This is a genomic window from Streptomyces sp. SAS_281, assembly GCF_052542855.1.
This window is the reverse complement of sequence record NZ_JBMNDO010000068.1, coordinates 21,379-40,592: the sequence shown is the minus strand read 5'-3', so window position 1 is coordinate 40,592 and position 19,214 is coordinate 21,379. Positions and strand designations below refer to the sequence as shown.

Annotated in this window: 14 protein-coding genes and 7 pseudogenes; 9 read left to right on the top strand and 12 right to left on the bottom strand. The window is 68.9% G+C overall.

The window, feature by feature from the left end:
• Window positions 1-231 (bottom strand): annotated as a pseudogene (locus ACN6LM_RS24055) (hypothetical protein); the annotation flags it as partial.
• 11 nt (window positions 232-242) lie between these two features.
• Between ACN6LM_RS24055 and ACN6LM_RS24050 the strand changes: the two are divergent.
• Together ACN6LM_RS24050 and ACN6LM_RS24045 are read left to right on the top strand one after the other, a co-directional pair.
• Window positions 243-889, top strand: a pseudogene (locus ACN6LM_RS24050) (SDR family oxidoreductase).
• Window positions 890-1,440: 551 nt separating this feature from the next.
• Entirely contained in the window at window positions 1,441-2,241 is an 801-nt protein-coding gene (locus ACN6LM_RS24045; protein WP_445067447.1) for an aminoglycoside phosphotransferase family protein, read from the top strand.
• Window positions 2,242-2,667: 426 nt separating this feature from the next.
• Here the strand turns inward: ACN6LM_RS24045 and ACN6LM_RS24040 are convergent, their stop codons facing one another.
• From ACN6LM_RS24040 to ACN6LM_RS24025, 4 genes are all read right to left on the bottom strand, one after another.
• The gene (locus ACN6LM_RS24040; protein WP_445067446.1) at window positions 2,668-3,687 is read right to left on the bottom strand and encodes a TolB family protein; all 1,020 of its coding nucleotides are present in this window, start codon (window positions 3,685-3,687) and stop codon (window positions 2,668-2,670) included.
• Window positions 3,684-5,114, bottom strand: a complete 1,431-nt coding sequence (locus tag ACN6LM_RS24035; RefSeq protein WP_445067445.1) for an MFS transporter — start codon at window positions 5,112-5,114, stop codon at window positions 3,684-3,686. Before ACN6LM_RS24035 ends, ACN6LM_RS24040 begins: the two co-directional genes overlap by 4 nt.
• Before the next feature lies 1 nt (window position 5,115).
• On the bottom strand, window positions 5,116-5,988 hold the full coding sequence (locus tag ACN6LM_RS24030) for an alkaline phosphatase family protein (protein ID WP_445067450.1): 873 nt from the start codon (window positions 5,986-5,988) through the stop codon (window positions 5,116-5,118).
• Window positions 5,989-6,652: 664 nt separating this feature from the next.
• Window positions 6,653-7,837, bottom strand: coding sequence for an epoxide hydrolase family protein (locus ACN6LM_RS24025; RefSeq protein ID WP_445067444.1), 1,185 nt, complete (start codon window positions 7,835-7,837; stop codon window positions 6,653-6,655).
• A gap of 103 nt (window positions 7,838-7,940) precedes the next feature.
• Between ACN6LM_RS24025 and ACN6LM_RS24020 the strand changes: the two genes are divergently transcribed.
• From ACN6LM_RS24020 to ACN6LM_RS24010, 3 genes are all read left to right on the top strand, one after another.
• Entirely contained in the window at window positions 7,941-8,516 is a 576-nt protein-coding gene (locus ACN6LM_RS24020; protein ID WP_445067443.1) for a CGNR zinc finger domain-containing protein, read from the top strand.
• A gap of 221 nt (window positions 8,517-8,737) precedes the next feature.
• The gene (locus ACN6LM_RS24015) at window positions 8,738-9,211 is read left to right on the top strand and encodes a hypothetical protein (RefSeq protein ID WP_445067442.1); all 474 of its coding nucleotides are present in this window, start codon (window positions 8,738-8,740) and stop codon (window positions 9,209-9,211) included.
• Between the two features lie 193 nt (window positions 9,212-9,404).
• Complete coding sequence (locus ACN6LM_RS24010) at window positions 9,405-9,581, top strand: hypothetical protein (protein ID WP_445067441.1); 177 nt, start codon at window positions 9,405-9,407, stop codon at window positions 9,579-9,581.
• 235 nt (window positions 9,582-9,816) lie between these two features.
• Here ACN6LM_RS24010 and ACN6LM_RS24005 read toward each other — a convergent pair.
• Window positions 9,817-11,111 (bottom strand): annotated as a pseudogene (locus ACN6LM_RS24005) (DEAD/DEAH box helicase family protein); the annotation flags it as partial.
• A gap of 417 nt (window positions 11,112-11,528) precedes the next feature.
• Window positions 11,529-13,001 carry an MFS transporter gene (locus ACN6LM_RS24000; protein WP_445067440.1) on the bottom strand — a complete coding sequence of 491 codons (1,473 nt, stop codon included), beginning with the start codon at window positions 12,999-13,001 and terminating at the stop codon, window positions 11,529-11,531.
• A 189-nt stretch (window positions 13,002-13,190) separates the two neighbouring features.
• Here ACN6LM_RS24000 and ACN6LM_RS23995 point away from each other — a divergent pair, with 189 nt between their 5' ends.
• Both ACN6LM_RS23995 and ACN6LM_RS23990 read left to right on the top strand, forming a co-directional pair.
• On the top strand, window positions 13,191-13,550 hold the full coding sequence (locus ACN6LM_RS23995; protein WP_445067439.1) for an ArsR/SmtB family transcription factor: 360 nt from the start codon (window positions 13,191-13,193) through the stop codon (window positions 13,548-13,550).
• Between the two features lie 504 nt (window positions 13,551-14,054).
• Window positions 14,055-14,582 (top strand): annotated as a pseudogene (locus tag ACN6LM_RS23990) (helix-turn-helix domain-containing protein); the annotation flags it as partial.
• 35 nt (window positions 14,583-14,617) lie between these two features.
• Here ACN6LM_RS23990 and ACN6LM_RS23985 read toward each other — a convergent pair.
• Together ACN6LM_RS23985 and ACN6LM_RS23980 are read right to left on the bottom strand one after the other, a co-directional pair.
• A pseudogene (locus tag ACN6LM_RS23985) lies at window positions 14,618-14,884 on the bottom strand (site-specific integrase); the annotation flags it as partial.
• A 92-nt stretch (window positions 14,885-14,976) separates the two neighbouring features.
• Complete coding sequence (locus ACN6LM_RS23980) at window positions 14,977-15,420, bottom strand: GNAT family N-acetyltransferase (RefSeq protein ID WP_445067438.1); 444 nt, start codon at window positions 15,418-15,420, stop codon at window positions 14,977-14,979.
• Between the two features lie 157 nt (window positions 15,421-15,577).
• Here ACN6LM_RS23980 and ACN6LM_RS23975 point away from each other — a divergent pair.
• A pseudogene (locus ACN6LM_RS23975) lies at window positions 15,578-16,394 on the top strand (IS701 family transposase).
• Here ACN6LM_RS23975 and ACN6LM_RS23970 read toward each other — a convergent pair.
• Both ACN6LM_RS23970 and yczE read right to left on the bottom strand, forming a co-directional pair.
• Window positions 16,316-16,831: pseudogene (locus ACN6LM_RS23970) on the bottom strand (helix-turn-helix domain-containing protein); the annotation flags it as partial. The pseudogenes ACN6LM_RS23975 and ACN6LM_RS23970 overlap by 79 nt on opposite strands.
• The gene (gene yczE / locus ACN6LM_RS23965) at window positions 16,828-17,469 is read right to left on the bottom strand and encodes a membrane protein YczE (RefSeq protein ID WP_445067437.1); all 642 of its coding nucleotides are present in this window, start codon (window positions 17,467-17,469) and stop codon (window positions 16,828-16,830) included. The gene yczE and the pseudogene ACN6LM_RS23970, both read right to left, overlap by 4 nt.
• A gap of 130 nt (window positions 17,470-17,599) precedes the next feature.
• Here yczE and yczR point away from each other — a divergent pair, with 130 nt between their 5' ends.
• Window positions 17,600-18,991 carry a MocR-like transcription factor YczR gene (yczR, locus tag ACN6LM_RS23960; RefSeq protein WP_445067436.1) on the top strand — a complete coding sequence of 464 codons (1,392 nt, stop codon included), beginning with the start codon at window positions 17,600-17,602 and terminating at the stop codon, window positions 18,989-18,991.
• Window positions 18,992-19,019: 28 nt separating this feature from the next.
• Here the strand turns inward: yczR and ACN6LM_RS23955 are convergent, their stop codons facing one another.
• Window positions 19,020-19,214: a hypothetical protein gene (locus ACN6LM_RS23955; protein WP_445067435.1), complete on the bottom strand. Its 195-nt coding sequence runs from the start codon at window positions 19,212-19,214 to the stop codon at window positions 19,020-19,022.

The window sequence follows — 19,214 nt, the reverse complement described above, 5'->3', positions numbered from 1 at the left end:
GAGACGAGCCTGCGGAGCAGGCTCGTCTCGGGGCGGGTCACTTCGGTCCGCCGTGAATGTCACCTCGGCCGTGTCGACGGTCTTTGCGCCACGTCCGGGGGCGCCTTGCCACTGCCAGTAGAGGATGGTGTGCGCGATCACGTGGTGCGGGGCCGGCGCACCGTACTTGTTGAGGTCCTGCGTCGTATGCGCGCCGCCAACCAGCGTTACGTCGTACCCGCGGGTGCCGTGACGGGGCCGACGTGGTCTTCAAGTACGCCAGCAGCGAGGATGCCGCGGCCGACGTCGTCCGCGTCGTTCAGTCGGACGGTGGCAAGGTCCGGGCGGTGTGCCTCGACCTGAAGAAGCCGGATGCGCCGCAGCGGCTGACGGAAGCCGCAGAGGCACATCTGGGAGGCATGGACATGCTGGTCAACAACGCGGCGATGGTCTTCAGTTCCGTGCCGCTCGCCCAGACCGAGGTGGAGGTATGCGACAGCGTGACGGCGGTCGATGCCAGGTCCGTCTTCCTGACGATGCGCTATGCAGCCAGGCAGATGCGTGACGGCGGGCGCATCGTGAACATGTCCACCATGAATACCGTGCGCCCCGTGCCGGGAATCGGGCCCTACGCCGCGAGCAAGGGCGCTGCCGAGCAACTGACCGCGGTTGCAACCCGGGAGCTGGACTACGGGGCATCACCGTCAACACAGTCTCCCCCGGCGCGACGGACACGGATGGGCTGCGTGGCGCCAATTCCCCAGAAGTGCTTCAGGCGGTCGCCGGCATGACACCTCTCGGTCGCCTGGGGGAGGCGTCCCGCGTGGCCGCCGTCGTCGCGCTCCTCACGGGGCCGGTGAGCAGGTGGATCAGCGGCCAGAACATACGGGCAACGCCCGGCCTGGGCTGAACCCGGCTCTCGACCCCGATGTAGGCGGAGCAGCCGGGTCTGCCGGCGGCGCAAGTCGCGTCGAGGTGCATCGCGGAGGCGACGTGATCGTAATTTTGGACGGCACAGTGCTGTCGAGCGGCCGGATTGCTGCCGGCACACGCGCGCGAGCACGGCCGAGGCAGCGGCTGCCGTGCGGCGGTGACGCGGTGGCGCGCCCCATGAACAGTCGGGTTCCCGTTCGGCTCCCGCCGCGCTCGTCCCTCTCTGCCCTGGCGGTACACGTCGCATACCTGCTCACAGCCCGCACTGCACCTGTCATGCGCTGCCGGCGCCAAAGTCCTGGGTGGCGAGCTCCTCGACTCTGGCCGCGAGGTCTGCCAGTGCGGAGTCGTCGGGTGTGGGGCGACGACCTCAGTGATGAAGTCGGCCAGGACCGCGATAGAGCGGGGGCGATCTGGCCCGTGGGCCAGCGCAGGGTCAGCAGCCCGGTGAACCCCTCCGCGGCTCTCGTTCCCACACCCTGCTCGCGCCCACCCCCAAGCCGCCACACCCGCGATATCGAGGTGCCGGTGCTCGGCCGGACCGGTAACTTCACCGGGATGGCGCGCGAGGAAGTAATGCAGGACGGGGCTCATCGGCGAGTCGTACGGATCGGTGACACCGTCCGCAGGCCCGCCCAGCCGTGGACGCCCACCATCCACGCACTTCTGCAGCACCTGGAGGAGGTCGGCTTCCGCTACGCGCCCCGACCGCTGGGATTCGACGCCGAGGGCCGCGAGGTCCTCACCTATATCGACGGCGATGCCGGGCCGCTGTCCTGGGGGAAAGTCGTCGCCGACGACGGCCTGCGCGCTTTCGCCCGGCTGCTGCGCGACTACCACGACGCGTGCGCGGACTTCTCGCCCTCGGCCGGGGCGACGTGGTCCGGGGGCGGTGCCGGTCTCGGCGAAGAAGACGTCGTCTGCCACGGAGACTTCGGCCCCTGGAACGTCGTCTGGCAGGGTGACCGGCCGGTGGGGATCATCGACTGGGACTTCGCCTGCCCCGCGCCGCGGCTGCACGACGTGGCCTACGCGCTCGAATACGTTGCTCCTTTCCGCGACGACGCCGAGTGCTTGCGCTGGCTGCACTACCCCGCGCCGCCGGACCGCCGCCGACGGCTTGAACTCTTCTGCACCGCCTATGGGATCGACTCGGCCGAGGGGATCGTCGACGCCGTCATCACCCGACAGCGCGACAACGTGGATCTGGTACGCCGCCTTGCCGAGAAAGGACACGAGCCCCAGGCCACCTGGGCATCCAACGGCCTGCTCAGCCGGCTCGGCGACAGAATCACCTGGAGCCTGACCCACCGGCACCTGTTCGAGTAGCGGCCCCCGGTCACGAACCGCACCTCCGACCATCCCCGGAGCAACATTTCGCAGGTTGCGATGGACGGGCTTGGCGGGGCTGAGGGAGTAGCTCTACCGGTCCCTGGCTGCAGCGCGCGTCGGCCGCACGGATTATCGGGAGCCCGGCAGCAGCGTCCTGATCGTGTAAGTGATCTTCATCAATTCTGTACAACGCAGCGAACTGTCGCAGAGACCCTCGGTGAACACGTCTTCGTCTTCTTCTTCCACAACAGGAAGTCGGCGTACGAGGTGTGCCGCGGCCAAGTCATGGCGTTCGAGCTGCGGAAGAATCCGCCGGTGCTGCAGGGGCACGGTGGTGCTGTGTCGTTCGCGGGCGCCGCCCCGTGAACGACACCGCAAGGCCGACGAGCACCGATCGCCGACCCTGCGGTGTGACCGGTTCGCTCAGCCGATGTATGCCGGAGACACCGCCGCCGTACTGATGCGCCGGGGTGTACCCGTGCCGTCGGACGGGATCGTGTAGAGGTCGGCTCCGTAGTCGCCCGGCAGGGCGTAGGTCAGGGTGTAGTCGTCGTGCCAGACCGCCTGGTCGTCGACGCTGCGGGGTTCCGACAGGGCCGTTTCGTGGCCGGTGCGGAGGTCGAGGACGTACAGCTGCCACGGGGCGTCCGCCGGGAGGCCCTTGACGCGCTTCTTGTAGGCGACGCGGGTGCCGTCGGGGGAGAGGGACGGGCACTCGACGTTGGTGTGCACCGTGGTGACGGTGCGGGCCCGCAGGTCGCCGCGGACCAGATAGGTCGAGCCGTGCGTGGCCATCGTGGCGTAGAAAGTGCGGTCGTTCGAAGCAAACGTGACGCCCCAGAAGTTGATGTCCGCCGCGTGATAGGTCCGGCCGTCCTTGATCACGCGGTACGCCTCCAGCGACGGCGTCAGCCGCCCCGTGCGGGTGTCGACGATCGCCGCCCGCGTCGAGAAGTTCGTGCCCGTGTAGGAGTCGCCGCCGACGAACGCCGTCCAGGCCGCGTACCGCCCGCTGGGGGAGACCCGGGCCCGGGACGGGATCCCCGGCACGTCGTAGCGGGCCCGCTTGCGCAGCCCGGCGTCGAGGATCACCGCCTGGTAGGTGTCCTGGACGGCGCCGTGCTTCGCCTGGAGGCACACGCCGGTGCCCGAAGCAGCGTGGAAGCGGAGGCACTTGACCTTTGACGCGACCCGCGGGCTCGACGGGGCCGACGCCGGGACGGACGTCAGCTCGTCGCGGTGCGGCCCCCACGCCATGTTGCGGAACACCAGCCGTCGGGATGCCTTCAGGGAAACTGGCCCGGCGGTGATCCGGGGGCCGCCGGGCCGGGCCTGGTTCCTGCGGTCCGCGCGCGCCGAGGCGTGCAGCACGGAGGCCACCGCGACGCCCGCGAGGACGACCAGGGTACAGATCAGGACCAGGATGCGGTTGCGCAGCGTCATACGAGGCCTTCTGAGGAGGTGGTGGGGCGGATCGGGCGGAGGTACAGCGCGGAAACGGCGCACAGGGCGAGCAGGACGGCCGCCGCCGTGAGCGCCGCCCGGTCGCCCCAGGCCGTCCAGGCCGCGCCGAAGCCGAGCGAGCACGCGAAACGGGCCAGCGCCTGGCCTGTCTGGACGAGCGCGAGCCCGGACGAACGCAGCTCGCGCGGAACGCTGTCCGAGGCAGCCGCCATCAGCACGCCGTCGGTCGCCGCGTAGAAACCGCCGTGCAGGAGCAGTACGGCACAGGCCGCTGCCGAGCCCTGCCAGGAGCCGAGCAGAAGGGCGTACGAGAGGAGCAGGGCGCCGTGCCCGCCGAGGAACACCCGCCACCGGCCGGCCCGGTCCGCGAGCCGGCCGAGTGGGACGGCGAGGAGCAGGAAAGCGGCGGCGGTGCCGAGGGGCAGCAGTGCGAACCAGCGGTCCGGCACCCCCAGGCGCCGCTGGAGGAGCAGGAACACGAAGGAGTCGCTGACCGTGGCGAGCCCGAGCAGCAACGCGCAGACCGTGAGGCGCCGCAGCTCCGGGCGGTGGAGGAGAGCCAGGGCAGCGCGCAGGGTGGGGGTGAGGGCGGGGCGCGGCGCGGAGGCCGGGAGGGCTGTGAGGGCCGGAGCCGCGGCTCCGACCCCGGGCTTCCCGGCGTGACCGGCGGCGGCCCCGGGCTCCCCGGCTTGGCACGTATCGGCATCGGCGCCTGTCGGCCGCCCGGTGCCGATCTTCGTGGCCGCGCCCCCCGGTACGAACAGCACCAGCACCAGCACGCCCACGACGGCCATGCAGAAGCTCACCGTGAACACGGCGTCGTAGCCGTCGACGGTGGCGCGGAGGATCAGGAAGGCGACGAGGGGGCCGAGCAGGGCGCCCGCCGTGTCCATCGCGCGGTGCACGCCGAAGGCCCGGCCGCGGTTCTCGGGGGTGCTCGACAGGGAGATGAGGGCGTCGCGGGGGGCGGTGCGCAGGCCCTTGCCGGTGCGGTCGGCTGCGAGGATCACGCCGATGGGGGTCAGCGTCTGCGCCACCAGGAGCAGGGGTTTGCAGGCCGCCGAGAGCGCGTACCCGGCCCCCGCCACCCACTTGTGGCGCCCGCCTCCCCGGTCGGCCAGGTGTCCGCCGACGAGGCGGACCAGGGCCGAGAAACCGTTGTAGATCCCGTCGAGGAGCCCGAAGCCCAGCGGGGACAGGCCGAGGCCCGCCACCAGGTACAGCGGCAGCACCGCCGTCACCATCTCGGAGGAGACGTCGGTGATCAGGCTGACCGCGCCGAGGGCCAGCACCGTGGGCGCCACCGCGGGACGGCGCCGCCCGGCGAGGGGTTGGGCGGCGCCGTCTGCGGACGGTGCCGCCGCCGGGGTCTCGGGCGTGCCGACGCGGCTGTCCGCTACGTACATGTCAGGACGTCCAGATGCCCGTGATGTCCTTGGCGGTGGCCGCGTTGCCTGCGTGCGTGAGGCCGTGCATGTCCTCCAGCGTCCGCAGCAGGTCGTAGTGGTTGTAGGTGGTGGCCGAGGAGGACCCCGGGGTCACCTGCTGGCCGTAGAGGACCGTCGGGATCTTGTTCCCGGCGAGCCGGTTGTCCTCGTCGAAGGTGACGACGAGGAGGCTGTTGTGAGTCTTGGCCCAGGTGGCGTAGGCGCCGAGCTTGTTCTTCAGCCAGGTGTCACCGGTGGACACCGAGCAGTCGTGCATGTCGCTGCACAGGTTTGGGACGACGAAGGAGACCTGGGGGAGCGTCGAGTAGTCCGTCGGGAACTGTGCGAACGTCTTGGCGCTGGACGTGGGGACGTTGCTGAAGCCGAACCAGGGGTTGTGCTTGCGGGCGTAGTCGCCGCTGCTGCAGGTCGTCGAACCCTGGCTGGGCAGCGTCTCGTTGTAGCTGGCCCAGGTCTTGCCCTTGGCGATCAGCTCGGAGGCGAGGTTCGGTGCGGAGGAGAAGCCGGGCGTGTAACAGCTGTCGTCAGTGATCCCCTGCGTGGAGCCGGAGAACAGGGCGAAGTAGTTCGGCTGGCTCGGGTGCGTCTCGGCGTACGACTGGGAGAGGTTGGCCCCGCCCGTCTTCAGCGAGTTGATGTAGGGAGCGCTGGAGGAGCCGATCACCTGGCTGTACGCGTGGTTCTCGAAGACCACGACCACGACGTGGTCCGGGGTCGGGACGGCCGCCGCGGCGTGCGCGGGGGCCGAGCCGGCGAAGCCGGTCCAGATCCCGGCCGCTGCTGCGGTGAACGCGAGAGCGGCTGCCACGACGGCACGACTGCGGCGGTACACGTTTCTGCCGGGCACTGCAGACCTCCGGTGAGGGGATGACGACGGTGGCGGTGCGGTCAGAGCATGCACACGCCAACAGTCCGCAGGCCCCCGTCCCTCAACCGCCAGGGTGAAGATCAGGTGAACGGCTGCCGTTCGCGCCCGCTGCCGTCAGACCCGTGCACCGTTCGCGCCCGCCCCGATCGGGCTCGCGTGCCGTCCGCACCCGCTCTCGTCTGGCTCGCGTACTGCCCGCACGCTGTCTTCCGGGCCTCATGGCACCCCGCCGCGCCCGCTCTCGTCGGAACTGCGGGCTGGGCCGGTGGTGGTCGAGAAGTTCACGGTCCTGCGGATCGCCCGATTTGAGAAGCAGCAACCTCGCAGCGCCGGCGGCAACCGCGGCCGGCCTCCTCGTGGCCGGGGCCGGCGCCGTGGGCTTACCCCAAGCGCCGTCGGCGCAGCCACGCCTGGTCACGCACCATTGCGGACCACGTCCGCGGTACCGGCACGCCGCCGGTACGGCGGGACGTGCTCCGCTTCCCTCGTAGCGGTGGATGCAGCGAGGCCCGGCGCCTGGGCAGGGACGGCCTCGGCCCCGCCCTGGCGTGCTCGACCATCTACGGCGGGCAGTGACCCGAACAGCGTCCCGAGCCCGTTGACGCGGTTCAGGGGCCCGTTTGCATGGTCATCGGCCGCTGGCGGTCAGTACGGCCGTCATGCCTGCTTGCAGGTCCTTGACGAAGTGGTCGGGAACTTCCAACGACGGGAAATGGCCGCCGGCGTCGGCGGTCGTCCATCGGACGATCCGCTGGTACCGCTGCTGTGCCCAGGGCTGTGGGCACTTCTCGATGTCGCTGGGATAAATGGTGATGGCTGACGGGACGTCGACGCGGAGGTCGGGGTCGAGAGCGTTGACCCCGCCGTGGCTCTCGTAGTAGATGCGGGCTGCCGACGCGCCGGTCCGTGTCAGCCAGTACAGGGTGACGTCGTCAAGGATTCGGTCGATGGAGATCCTCTCGAAGGGGCTGTCGTCGGTGTCCGTCCACTCGGCGAACTTGTCGAGGATCCAGGCGAGGAGTCCGACCGGTGAGTCGACGAGCGAGTAGCCGATGGTTTGCGGTCGGGTCGCCTGTTGCTTCGCGTACGCCGAGCGGTGGTGCCAGAAGTCGCGGGTTTCCTCGGCCCACTGGCGTTCGGTCGGCGTCAGCCCTTCGGTGGTCAGCCCGGGTGGTGCCTGCGCGAGCGTGGTGTGGATGCCGAGGACCTGGGCGGGGAACCTGCCGCCGAGGACGGTGGTGATCACGCCTCCCCAGTCGCCGCCGTGGGCTGCGAACCGTTCGTAGCCGAGCTTCCGCATGAGCTCCACCCATGCGGCCGCGGTCTTTCCGGCCCCCCACCCGGTGGTGACCGGCTTGTCGCTGTAACCAAATCCCGGCAGCGACGGGGCCACGATGTGGAACGCCGGCGCATCGGGGTCCTTCGGGTCAGCCAGTTCATCGACAACGTCGATGAACTCGGCGATGCTGCCCGGCCAGCCGTGGGTGAGGAGCAGCGGTGTGGCATCCGTACGCGGTGATCGGCGGTGAAGGAAGTGGATGCCCAGGCCGTCGATGGTCGTGCGGTACTGGCCGATCGCGTTCAAGCGCTCCTCGAACCACCGCCAGTCGTATCCGGTACGCCAGTAGTGGACGACGTCGACGAGATCGGAGAGCGGTACGCCCTGGTCCCACCGGCGCGGGCCCGGTGCGGCGTGGTGCACCGTCTCGGTCTCCGGCAGTCGCGCTGCGGACAGGCGCGCGCGCAGGTCGTCGAGTTCGGCGTCGGTGGTGCGGGATGTGAATGCGTACACGTCATCGGTGGGGCGAGACATGGGACCTCCTGGTCATCGCGATACCGGCCGCATCCCGATGCGAACCGTCAATGACGGTTCTAGCGCGCTTCTGCGCCTGCGCGCAACCGGCTATGGTGGTTCCATGCGTGCTGAGTTCCCCGACTTCCGCCTCGGATCCGTATTGGCGACCAGCTTCACGGGGACCTTGTCCGAGCGTCATGGCGAGGCTGTGGAGCGCATTCCCACGCCGCGACGGCTCGTCGACTGGCTGGCGATCTACGGCCTCGACGTGCCCTCCTGCGCTCCCGACCAGCTCGACCTCGCTCGGGAATTGAGGGAGTCGATCCACGCGGCCGCGACCGCAGCCGCACTCCAGGACCCGCTGCCCGCATGCGCTGTCCGAATGCTCAATGACCGCAGCAGGCAGGGCCGGGCCACCTCGATGCTGACACCTGAGGGCAAGCGCCGCTGGCAGCTGGCACCAGCCTCCGCCCTGGAGGATGCACTGGGTGTGATCGCCGCCGACGCAATCGCCATCCTCGCAGGTGAACGGGATGGGCGGCTGGCCCTCTGCGCCTCGCCGACCTGCCGGGCCGCCTTCTTCGACACCAGTAGAAGCCGCACCCGCCGATGGTGCGACATGAACACCTGCGGCAACCGCCAGAAGAAGGCGCGTTTCCATGCAAACCAGAGCAGAAGCGCTGTCGCGGCAGAATGATCGCGGCAGTCGGCATGGCCGACTGCCGCGCAGGCATGCGCATATCGGTGCTGCTGGTGCAAGAGATCGGCAGGGCACCTGGGACCGGCCGTCCCAGGTGCGGCTCTGCTCGCCGACTGGTTCCGGACCGCGGGGAGGAGTGCGGGCTCGGCGTGGCTGGACGTTTCCGGAACGGCCCACGACCAACCCGACGCCGGCTGCTGAGAGCTGACCGTCGAAAGATGATGCGGGAGATGGCGGCAGAGTCGTCTCGGTCGGAGGATCTCGGTGGTGACGTCGGTTCGGCCGATCCGCTCGAAGCCGGCGACAGCAACGAGCAGGACGCCGGGACTGTCATCATGTACCCGACACGCACCTACTTTTTCGGAGCCGCAACCGTCATGACTACAAGGCGTCTCGTCACCATTGTCCTGCTCATTGCGTTCGGTTTCGGCGGCTCACTCGTCGTCAGCCCGGTCGCCGTAGCGTCGGCTTCGGCAGGCTGCCAGTACAAGGTCGTGTGGCCGACAGCCGGTGTGTATGAGGAACCGAATCCCTACAGCGCCGTCGTGAAGACGAAGTACGCGGGCGACATCGTAGGCGCGGCCACGTGTGAGGGCGCCTCCTACAACGAGTACGGCTATGTGCTGGTCACCACTGACGCAGCGGCGGATGGGCGCGGGTGGATGCGCGAGGGCGCGGTTGTTGCTCTGTGACCGGCGCAGTGCGGGTCGGGCCCCACAGCGGTGGCTTTGTTCACGGGTAGCGGTTCTGGCTCACTTTCCGTGGATCGCCACGCTGAGTGACGTCCGCCGGGCGGTTGGGCTTTTTGGGAAGCTGCCTGGAAATGCTCCTTCCCCAGGGCGGTGTAGTCGACAGTTCGGCCCCGTGGAAGAAGGAGTGCTCCGGTTGGAGGAGTTACTGGTCCCGTCGATCGCAGACGTGGCTGTGCTGTCGGTCGACGTGAACGAAGAGGCGGTACGCATCGAGGCCCGGAGCACGGTGGCCGGGGTCGATGCCCTGGCTGTGGAGGCTGGTCTCGGCGGATTCACAGCTCCTACCTGCGGTTTCCTGCTGATGCGCTGAGCGGCGGCAGACGGGTCGACCTCTGCCTGTACGTCCGCAGGTTCCTCTGCCTGGCCATCTCGTGCGGGCGCCGAACCGTTGTCGAGCGGATGCCGGGGCTGACTCGTCGATACGGCCGGCGGACCGAGCGCCTGCGGTCGACGCTGGCTGCGGTCGGCCTTGTGCTCGCCGGTCGAGCCGGGGCCCGCATAGCGAGAGTCTTCGGCTTGCCCGTCAGCCGTGGCACGGTGCTGCGGCTGGGTCGAGTCCCGGGTTTCAGGAGGATCGGGACGATGATCCTGGCCACCTTCGTACTGCCGTCGCGGTTGAGACGGAGCGCGCGGCCGATGTTCTGGACGAGGTCGACCTGGGAGCCGCGGGTGTCGGCGAAGCAGTTCGAGTCGACTCCCCGTTCGCCGGTGATGTCGACGCCTTCCCCCAGGACGCGGCAGCTGGCGAGGAAGGTGCGGTGGACCCGGTGGGCCGGCGGCGTCGATGCCGTTGACGAACTGTCGGCGCCTTCGCCAGGTCCTCGTCCGAGGCATCGTTCATGTACAGCTGGGCCGTGGTCTCCGGGAGCTTGTCCGCGAACGCCTCCGCTTCCTCGACCTTCTGGTGGAACGTCATGACCGTACGCAGGTTGTGCGCGGCCGCGTGCTTCAGGAGCGCCGCCTGCAACAAGGCGAGACGCCGCCCGCGCCGCGCCTCCTCCGACTCGCCGAGGACGGGGGAGGGGCCGCGGATCTTCAGGACATCGATCTGGAGCCCGGCGAGGATTTCCCGCTCGATGGCCTCTGACAGGCCGAGCTCGGCGCCGGGGAGCCACAGGCCGTAGATCCCCTCCGGGTCGTCCGACGTCGTCGCGATCACCGCCTCCTGCCCGTCCGCGCCCCCTCTCGGCCGGGGTGCGGCGAGGATGCGCGGGGTCCCGGTGAGGTAGAGCCAGAAGTCCGCCGGGATCCGCTGGTTGTCTTGGATGCCGCCCACGGACGGCCCGGATCCCCCGCGGGTGAGCGCGCCATGTCCCCCACGGCGAGGTCGAACGGGGCCAACTCCTGGCCGTAGAGCCGCTCCCCGCCCGCGAGCGCGGCCTCCGACGGCCCGCGAACCTTCCGCCGGCCCCGTCGGGTCTTTCGGGTCCTCGTGGTCCACGAGGGAAGCGCACGTAGCGAACACGACCACCGGCCCGGCCCGGCCCCACAGCGCGAGCTGGACCGGGTTCGTGGTGGTCCGCACCCCAAGCGCGGCCAGGCCCGCGTCGTTCTCCAGCGAGCACACCGCGGACCGTCGGGGCTCGGTGGCCCACCGCCCGCCACGCCTGGGCGGTCTGTGCGAGCAGGCCCAGGGTCGGGACCGTGACGAGGATCTGCCCGTTCGCGAACGACTCCAGCGTGCACTCAGCGGCCGTGATCGTCTTCCCCGTCCCGGTCGCGGACACGATCGTGCCCCGAGCCCCCGAGGCGGCACCGATGCCCTGGCGGGGAACCCGACCCAGCGGCGGAACGCGGCACGTTGCGTGGCTTGGTGCTCCCTGAGCTGAACCGCTGACATCCCTGTGCCTCCCCGAGGGTCGGACTCCTGCACCATTCACCGGGCCCGGGCGGCGGGGAGCACCGGGCCGAAGTCCGACAGTCGAGGGTCGGGGTCCGGCATGACGTGCTGGCGTCGGCCTGCAGCTTGGAACGAGGCGGGCGTCTGGGATCGGTTGCACCTGGCGCTGCTGGCGAGGTTGCGGAGGCGTAACAATGGGACTGGACGCGGGCGGTGACCGACTCCTCCCACGGGCGGGCCGCTCGGCCGGCCCGAAAGCGAACCCGACCCGGTCGACCGCGCCCGTCCGGGCGGCAACCACCGTGTCGTGGTCGACGGTCCGGGGATCCCGCTCGGGTGTCGCTGACCGGCGGCGACGGCAACGATGCCGGGCTTCCCGGTCGGTGCCCTCGGGGCGGGAGGAGGAGGTCACCGGTGTTACCCGGCCTGTTCCGTGCGTGACGAGCCGCGGGTCAGGGCGACTATCAGGACACCGAGGATGAGGCAGACCACGGCCATCGCCCACAGCAGAACGTGGAAGGCGCTGTCGTAGCCGCCGGCCGGGTCGGATGAGGAGTGGTCGGCCGACAGGGAGGCCAGGAGGGATCCGAAGACGGCGACCGTGATCGCCTCGCTGCCCAAGCGCAGGGTGTTGATGAAGCCGGCGGCCATGCCTGCCTTGGAGGGTTCGACCAGTTCCAGGGCCTGGCCGTCGACCAGCCCGGCCGACAAGCCCATGCCGGCGCCGGTGACGAGCATTGCGGGCGCCATAACGGTGAACGAGGCCTCCGGACCGATCAGCAGCAGACCCAGGTCGCCGACGACGAGGCACAGCAGCGAGGCGCAGACGACCGCCAGAGGCGAGACGCCTCGCGCCACCCACCTCGCGCCCACCATTGGCAGGGCCAGGACCGGGATAGTGAGCAGCAGCATGGTGGCACCTGCGCTTGAGGCGCTGTAGCCGGCGACGGTGGACAGGTAGGAGGGCAGGTAGGTGAGCTGGGTGACGAAGCCGAAGGAGGCGGCAACCGGCACCAGGGTGTAGGCGAGGAAGCGGCGATTACGCAGCAGCGACACGTCGAGCAACGGTGCCTCGGTCCGCTTGGCGAGCGCGGAGAACAGAGTCAGCAGCACCAGCGCGAACATCAGCAGCCCCAGGGTGCCTGGAGAGTCCCAGCCCCACACCGAGCCCTGGACGATGCCATAGGTCAGGGCGGCCATGGCGAGGACGAAGGTCAGTGCGCCGCGTACGTCCAGGCGTCCAGCCCGGGCGGGCAGCTCCTTCGCTCGGCGCGCGATGGCGGGCACACACAGCAGGACGGCGCCGAGCACCATGGCCTGAAGTCCGAAGATCCAGCGCCAGCCCAGCGCGTCGACCGCCCGGCCGGACACCGTCGGCCCCAGGGCTACGCCGACCCCGGCGACCGTGCCGAACAGCGCGAACGCTTTGGCGCGGGCTGGTCCGTCGAAAGCGGAGGACAGGATTGCGCTGCCGCAGGCAAAGATCGCGGCGCCGCCCAGGCCGGCTAGGACGCGGGCGCCGTCGAGCACGTAGATGTTTGGGGCGAGCGCGCACCCCAGCGAGGCGACCGCAAAAACGGTGGCGCCCAGCATGAAGGCGCGGATGCGGCCGATCAGATCGGCGAGCGTCCCCCACACCAGGGTGCAGGAGGCGAAGGCTACGTTGAACGCGTTCACGACCCACTGAAGGGAGGCCGATCCGGCACCGGTGTCGGCGCCGATGTCCGGCAGGGCGACCGCCGTGCCGGAGATGGAGGTGGGGACGACGAAAGCCGCGAGCAGCACGGCGAACAGGGTGAGACCCGTGCCACCCGGTGCTGCCGGCCTTGTCTGGGTCTCCGCGGCGGAGGAGTGTGCGGACGGCACGGGATCGGTGGTCGATGAGGCCACGAAAAGCTCCGGATTCGTTGAGCGGACGATTTTTCGAGGTGCCGGGGCGGTGAGTGCTCGCACGGAACAGCCACCACCTTAGGTACGGCTTGTGTCGTACCTAAGGTGGCACGAGGCCGAGGTAGGGCGCAAGTAGTACCTTTGTAGGGCTGCGTCGACGCAGCAGCACACCCTGTGAGGAGCAGCGGCATGCCAGACAACGAGGGGCACCCCACCAGCGGGGAGATGGACCTGCTCACCGTGCTCAAGGCCCTCTCGGACCCCTTGCGCTACCGCGTGATCGCCACCCTGGTACGCCAGTCCGAGGACACCGAACGGACCTGCACGTCCTTCGGCCTGCCAGTATCGAAGTCCACCCGGACCCATCACTTCCGCATCCTGCGGGAGGCTGGCCTGATCCGGCAGGTCGACCGGGGCAACAGCCGCAGCGCGCAACTGCGCCGACAAGACATCGAGGACCGCTTCCCCGGCCTGCTGAGACTCATAGCGGACAACTCGGCACTGCCGGACTCGACGGACCCGCTCCCGCAGAAGTCCCTCCGCGCCTGACCCGGCCCGCGCGACGGCTCCGAGCGCGCGTGAACCTTCATCGCGCAGAATTCGTTGGAAGCTGTTGTCGTATTGATCACGAGGCCTGCCGATCGAGCGGGAGCCCCAAGCAGCTCGTAGGCGCCAGCGAGGTCAATCCGTAGGACCTGAACCTTCGTCGTGGACCGGACCGGGCTCAGTCCCACCACAGGACGACGGTGAGGGACCGTTCAGCAGCCCGCTGGCAGGAGGGGTACGGAGTGCCCTCGAAGTGGCGGGCGAGGGTCGCCAGTGATATTCATTCCCGGGGCAGCTGCCGCTCCTTCGCCGTCCGCCGGCAGCGCCGAGGTGGCGGCCTCCCAGCCGACCGCAGCGATCTCCGCTACAGCGTCGGCGCCAAGGGCTCTGGGCGGAGGGCCGAAGGCGCCCACGGCGTCGTCGTGGGTGAGGTAGGAGACATCGACCAGCGCATCGTTCGAGTGCCGCAACTTCCGTCGGCCCGACCCCGGCCAGCTGGCAGAGCCACCGGAGAAAATGTTCGTGGATGACGGTGACATCCTCACCGCGGCAGGGAGCGCAGCTGCGCTCGATCTCGGGCTGCATGTGGTCCGCCGCGACTACGGTGCGGAGGTCGCCAACTCTGTGAGCCGGCGGCTGGTCTTCGCGGCGCACCGGGACGGTGGGCAGCGGCAGTTCGTGGAGCGTCCCATGCCCGACCTGCCGGACGAGTCCTTGGCGCCTGTCCTGGCCTGGGCTCAGGAACGGCTGGACTCACCGCTCACCGTGTCCGGCCTTGCAGCGCGTGCGGCGGTCAGTCCGGCGACGCTGCATCGCCGCTTCCAGGCGCAACTGGGCACGACGCCGCTGGCGTGGCTGACGGGGGAGCGGCTTGCTCTGGCGTGTCGGTTGATCGAGCGAGGCGAGCCCCGGTTCGATGTAATTGCGCGGCGCAGTGGGCTTGGCACCGCTGCCAATCTGCGCAAGCTGATGCGCCGCGAGACCGGTATCACACCGTCTGCGTACAAGCGTCGGTTCGCGCCGGAGGCGTACTGACGGCGGCCATCCCCTGCCGACGAACCACGTGTGCTTCATCGTCTGCTGTCGTCAGGGGCGAGCAGACTTGTCAGCTCCGAGATCGCCTCGGGAGAGGGCTTCAAGTAGCGGTAGCGGCGGACCTTCTCCGGCTTCTTGTGCAGGGACTTCGCCATCAGCATCAGTAGGGAGGCATCCTGCTCGCCGAGGTGGGTGAGGGCGGAGTCGCGGTACTCGTGCAGGTCCCAGCCGGTCCCCGGGCCGCGCACGGCGGTGTGCTCATCCAGCAGAGCCCGGGCCTGGCCATAGGAGAGACGGGCTAGAACTCCAGCCGTAGATCGTGATCTTCACGTCCCGGACTTGCAGCAGAGACGGTTCAAGGTCCCGGCGATCTGTGCGTGCCCAGCTCATGGCGTCAGGATGGGCGAGCGAGGTACGCCGTTTTGGCGTCGGACGAGAAACCGCACGCTCTGTAAAACGCGTGTGTAGCAGGTTTGCGCGAGCCTGTCAGCAGCATCGCTTTGTAGCAGCCCGCATCCCATGCGGCTCGGAGTGTGTCGATCATGATCTGCTTGCCCAGACCTGTGCCCCGCAGAGTCTCTTCAACGACGACGTTCTCAATGACCGCGTACGGCGACGCGGATCGGGTGAGGTTCGGGATGATGTTCAGGTACGTCGTGGCGACGACGATCCCCTCGGCTTCAAGCACGAACAGGTGCAGGCTGGGCGAAGCCAGAATCTGTGCGTAAGCCGCTGCGTCAGACCCGTCCTGCAAAACCGGATCCTCCGGCTGCAGTTGCCGGTAGAGGCGTAGAACGGCTTCGAAGTCGCCGGGCCCGGCCTCGCGGAAGAGAATCATGGCCGCAGGTTAGCGCTTCGGCCGTCGATCGTGATCACGGCGGTGCGAACATGGGGGCGGCCACCGTCGATCATCGGTGTGTGAAGACAAGCGATCATGCGGTGGCCGCAGGTCACAGGCAGACCCTGCCCGCTGGCAGGAGGCATTCGAGGGCCTCATGGACCGGATCGCGGGGCCGGTTCGCAGGGGTCGCCCCCGCCGCCGGATACGGTGGTTGTTGGTGCCCGCACTGCTTGCGGACCTGTCCCGCAAGAACTGCTGGACCATTGCCGAGGGGGCCGGAGAAGCGACCCCGGACGGTATGCAGCACCTGCTGAACCGCGCCAAGTGGGACGCCGGCGCCGTCCGCGACGACCTGCGCGAGTACGTGACCGAGCACCTGCACGACGACCAGGCGGTGCTCGTGGTCGACGAGACAGGCGACGTCAGGAAGGGCACACGCACCGTCGGCGTCCAACACCAGTACACCGGCACCGCAGGGCGGATCGAGCACTCCCAAGTCGCCGTCTACCTGATCCACGCAGGTCAGCGCGGGCATGCTGCGGTAGACCGTGAGCTGTACGTCCGCGCTCGTGGACCGACCACCCGACCGCTGCCGCGAGGCCGGACTCGAGCCGGACACCGCGTTCGCCACCAAGCCGGAACTGGCCGCCCGCATGATCGCCCGGTTCCTGGACGCCGGCCGACACGCCCCGTGGGTGGCCGACGACGAGGTATACGGCGGCAACCCGAAACTGTGCGCCACCCTGGAGGAACACGGCACCGGCTCCGTCCTCGTGGTGGCCTGCAACCACGAAGGCGCCACCGACGCAGGAAGCTGCAGACGCTCTGGCCAAGAAGCTTCCCGAGCGAGCCTCGCAGAAGCTCTCTGCCGGGGCTGGAGCCAAGGGGTAATACTGCCGTGGCTGTGGACTCGCCGGCCGCCGCCATCGGGGATGCGGCCGGCCATCTTGACGTCGATGTGCACCATGTGACCCGGACGGTGGGCGAGAATCTGCCGCGCTGTCCGGTTGAGTTCCCCGTCCGGATCGGTGAACCGACAACGACTCACTCCGAGCTGTTCCAGATGTCGCCTGATGGTCCGGCGGCTGAGCCGCATGCCCTGGGCTGAGAGCTCGAAGGCGATGCGCGTTGCGGGCCACTCGTGCGCCCGGCGGAGCCGCTCCTTGCGTTCCATAACCCCGCCTGGCGTGGTTGTCGGCTGGTGCCGAGGCGCGGAGGACCGTTCACGCAGGCCAAGTTCACCGTAGCGGCGAAACCGGCTCACCCACTTCGACGCGCATGCTCTTGAAGTCCCCATCGCCGCAGCCACGTGGGCGATCGGGCGCATCTGACAGCGTTCGACGAGGTGGCGTCGGCCTTCGACTGCAAGCGGGGCGTTGCGGTGAAGCGATTGTCTCTTCACAGTCATCGGGTGTGCCGTGTGGGTGCGGAAGCGGCAGGGAGGCGAACCGCTACCAGCGGCAGGAAGCGGCCAACGAGGGGCCCCATGCACAGTGCGATCAGTACAGTGCCGATCCCGACGGTCCCACCCAGGAGCCAGCCGGCGCAGGCAACAGCGACTTCGATGCCGGTGCGCACCAGGGCAATGGGCTGGTGGGTGAGCCGAACGAGTCCGGTCATGATGCCGTCGCGTGGTCCCGACCCGAATTGTGCGCCGAGGTAGAGGGCGTCAAAGAATGCCAGGGAGACAAGGCCGACGGCGAGATATCCGATCTCGGCGAGTGTGCCCTGTGGGTCAGGGAGCACAGTGGCGGTGGCATCTGCGGCGAAGCCCACGATCGCGACGTTGAGGAGCGTGCCAAGCCCCGGCAGTTCTCGCAGGGGGATCCATGCGATAAGCACAAGCAGCGAGATCAGGTTCGTCGCCCAACCGAACGAGATTCCGAGGGACTCGGCTGTGCCCTCTGTGAGCACGTTCCAGCTGGCCGCGCCAAGCCCGGACCGGACGAGCACCATGACGGCAGCCCCGTAGCCAACCAAGCCGAACAGGAGCTGGGGTACCCGACGTGCTTTTCGGGCCGCCCTGACCTGGGCGTATGCGTTCATGCGAGGTATCACGGGCGGGCCGTTACGACCCGGGACGGAGGTGCGCGTAGTGAAAGCGGAAGGTGCCATAGGGCGAGTCTCGCGGCGATCTGGTCTCGGATTCCATAGCCAGATTGGCTACGCTGGTTCGGTGAAAATCAGCTCACATGCGGTGGCGGGAATGTTGGGGACCTGGCAGGAGGGGCCGGGGCCGGCGCATCGACGTCTCTCCGACAGGCTGCGTCTGCTCATCCTGGACGGACGCCTCTCCCTTGGTGCGGCCCTGCCGAGCGAGCGTGACCTGGCTGCCGCGCTCGGCACCAGCAGGACCACCGTCGGTGCCGCGTTCCGCACGCTGGTCGAGCATGGATACCTCGCCACACGGGCACGCACAAGGGCGACGGTACGGCTGCCCGATGACACCCCGCCCGCGCACCCGGTCGGCACGGACGCAGAGACCATCGATCTGTCCTTCGCCGTGCCGGCTGCGCCCGTAGAAATCCTCCACGCCGCGTTCGCGACGGCTCTCGAACAGCTGCCACGGCATTTTGAGCGGCACGGCTACGACCGGTACGGCACCACTGAGCTGCGCGAAGCAGTCGCTCATTGGTATCAGCGGCGAGGACTGCCCACCCGGCCCGATCAGATCCTGATCACCAACGGCGCGCAACACGCTCTGGCACTTCTGACGCGCGTACTTGTGGCACCACGCGACAAAGTCCTCATCGACCATCCGACCTACCCGCACGCGATCACGATGTTCACTCAAGCGCGCGCCCGTCTTCTGCCCATCGCTGTGACGTCTTTCGGTTGGGACACGGAGCAACTCCAAGCAGCAGGGAAAGCCGCGAACCTGGCCTACCTGATACCCGACTTTCACAACCCGACCGGGATGTGCATGCCCACGAGCGTGCGCCAACAACTCAGGCTCGCGTGTCCCACTGTCGTCGATGAGACGATGACCGATCTGGCTTTGGACGTTCCGAGCCCCGAACCCCTCGCACTGCACATGCCGACGGCCATCAGCATCGGCTCTGTGTCGAAAAGCATTTGGGGCGGCCTGCGCACAGGCTGGATTCGCGCGCTGCCCACTCTTCTGGCACGTGTCGAACAAGTCCGTCCCACCACAGATCTCGGCACCCCCGTCGTCGAACAGCTCGCGACTGCAGCCCTGCTGAATGGGCACCAGACCCAGCGTCCGGACACGCTCCAGCAACTCAGATCGCAACGCGACGCTCTGAGGCAGGCACTCACCGAACACCTGCCGGACGTCCACGCCTCGCAGCCGACCGGAGGCGTGACGCTATGGGCTACCTTCCCAGGGCCCGTCAGCTCGCGGCTGGCAGCAACGGCTCCTGACCACGGAGTGACCATCGCGGCCGGCCCACGGTTCGGGGTCGGAGGTGCGTTCGAACGCAACATCCGACTGCCGTACACGCTCCCTTCGAGTCAACTGATCCAGGCAATCCGCAGACTCGCGCAGGCAACACAGGCACTCGCACAAGGCGAGACCGGAACTCACTCCCCTCCACCCATCGCCTGAGCGTCAACAACGTCATGACCCGCAACAGCTAGGACTGGACAGCCGGCCCCGGCGGCACGAGACCTCGGCCCTCTGAAGAGGGCCGAGGTCCGGTCGCGGCACTGGGGAGCGAGCCCGTCTTCAGGTTGAGTGTCGTCGTCGGGTACACCGGAAGATTGGTGGTGAGCCAGCCGAAGTCCAGCCTGGGGGCGCCCGCCACCAGGTACATCTCGTACAGCAGCAC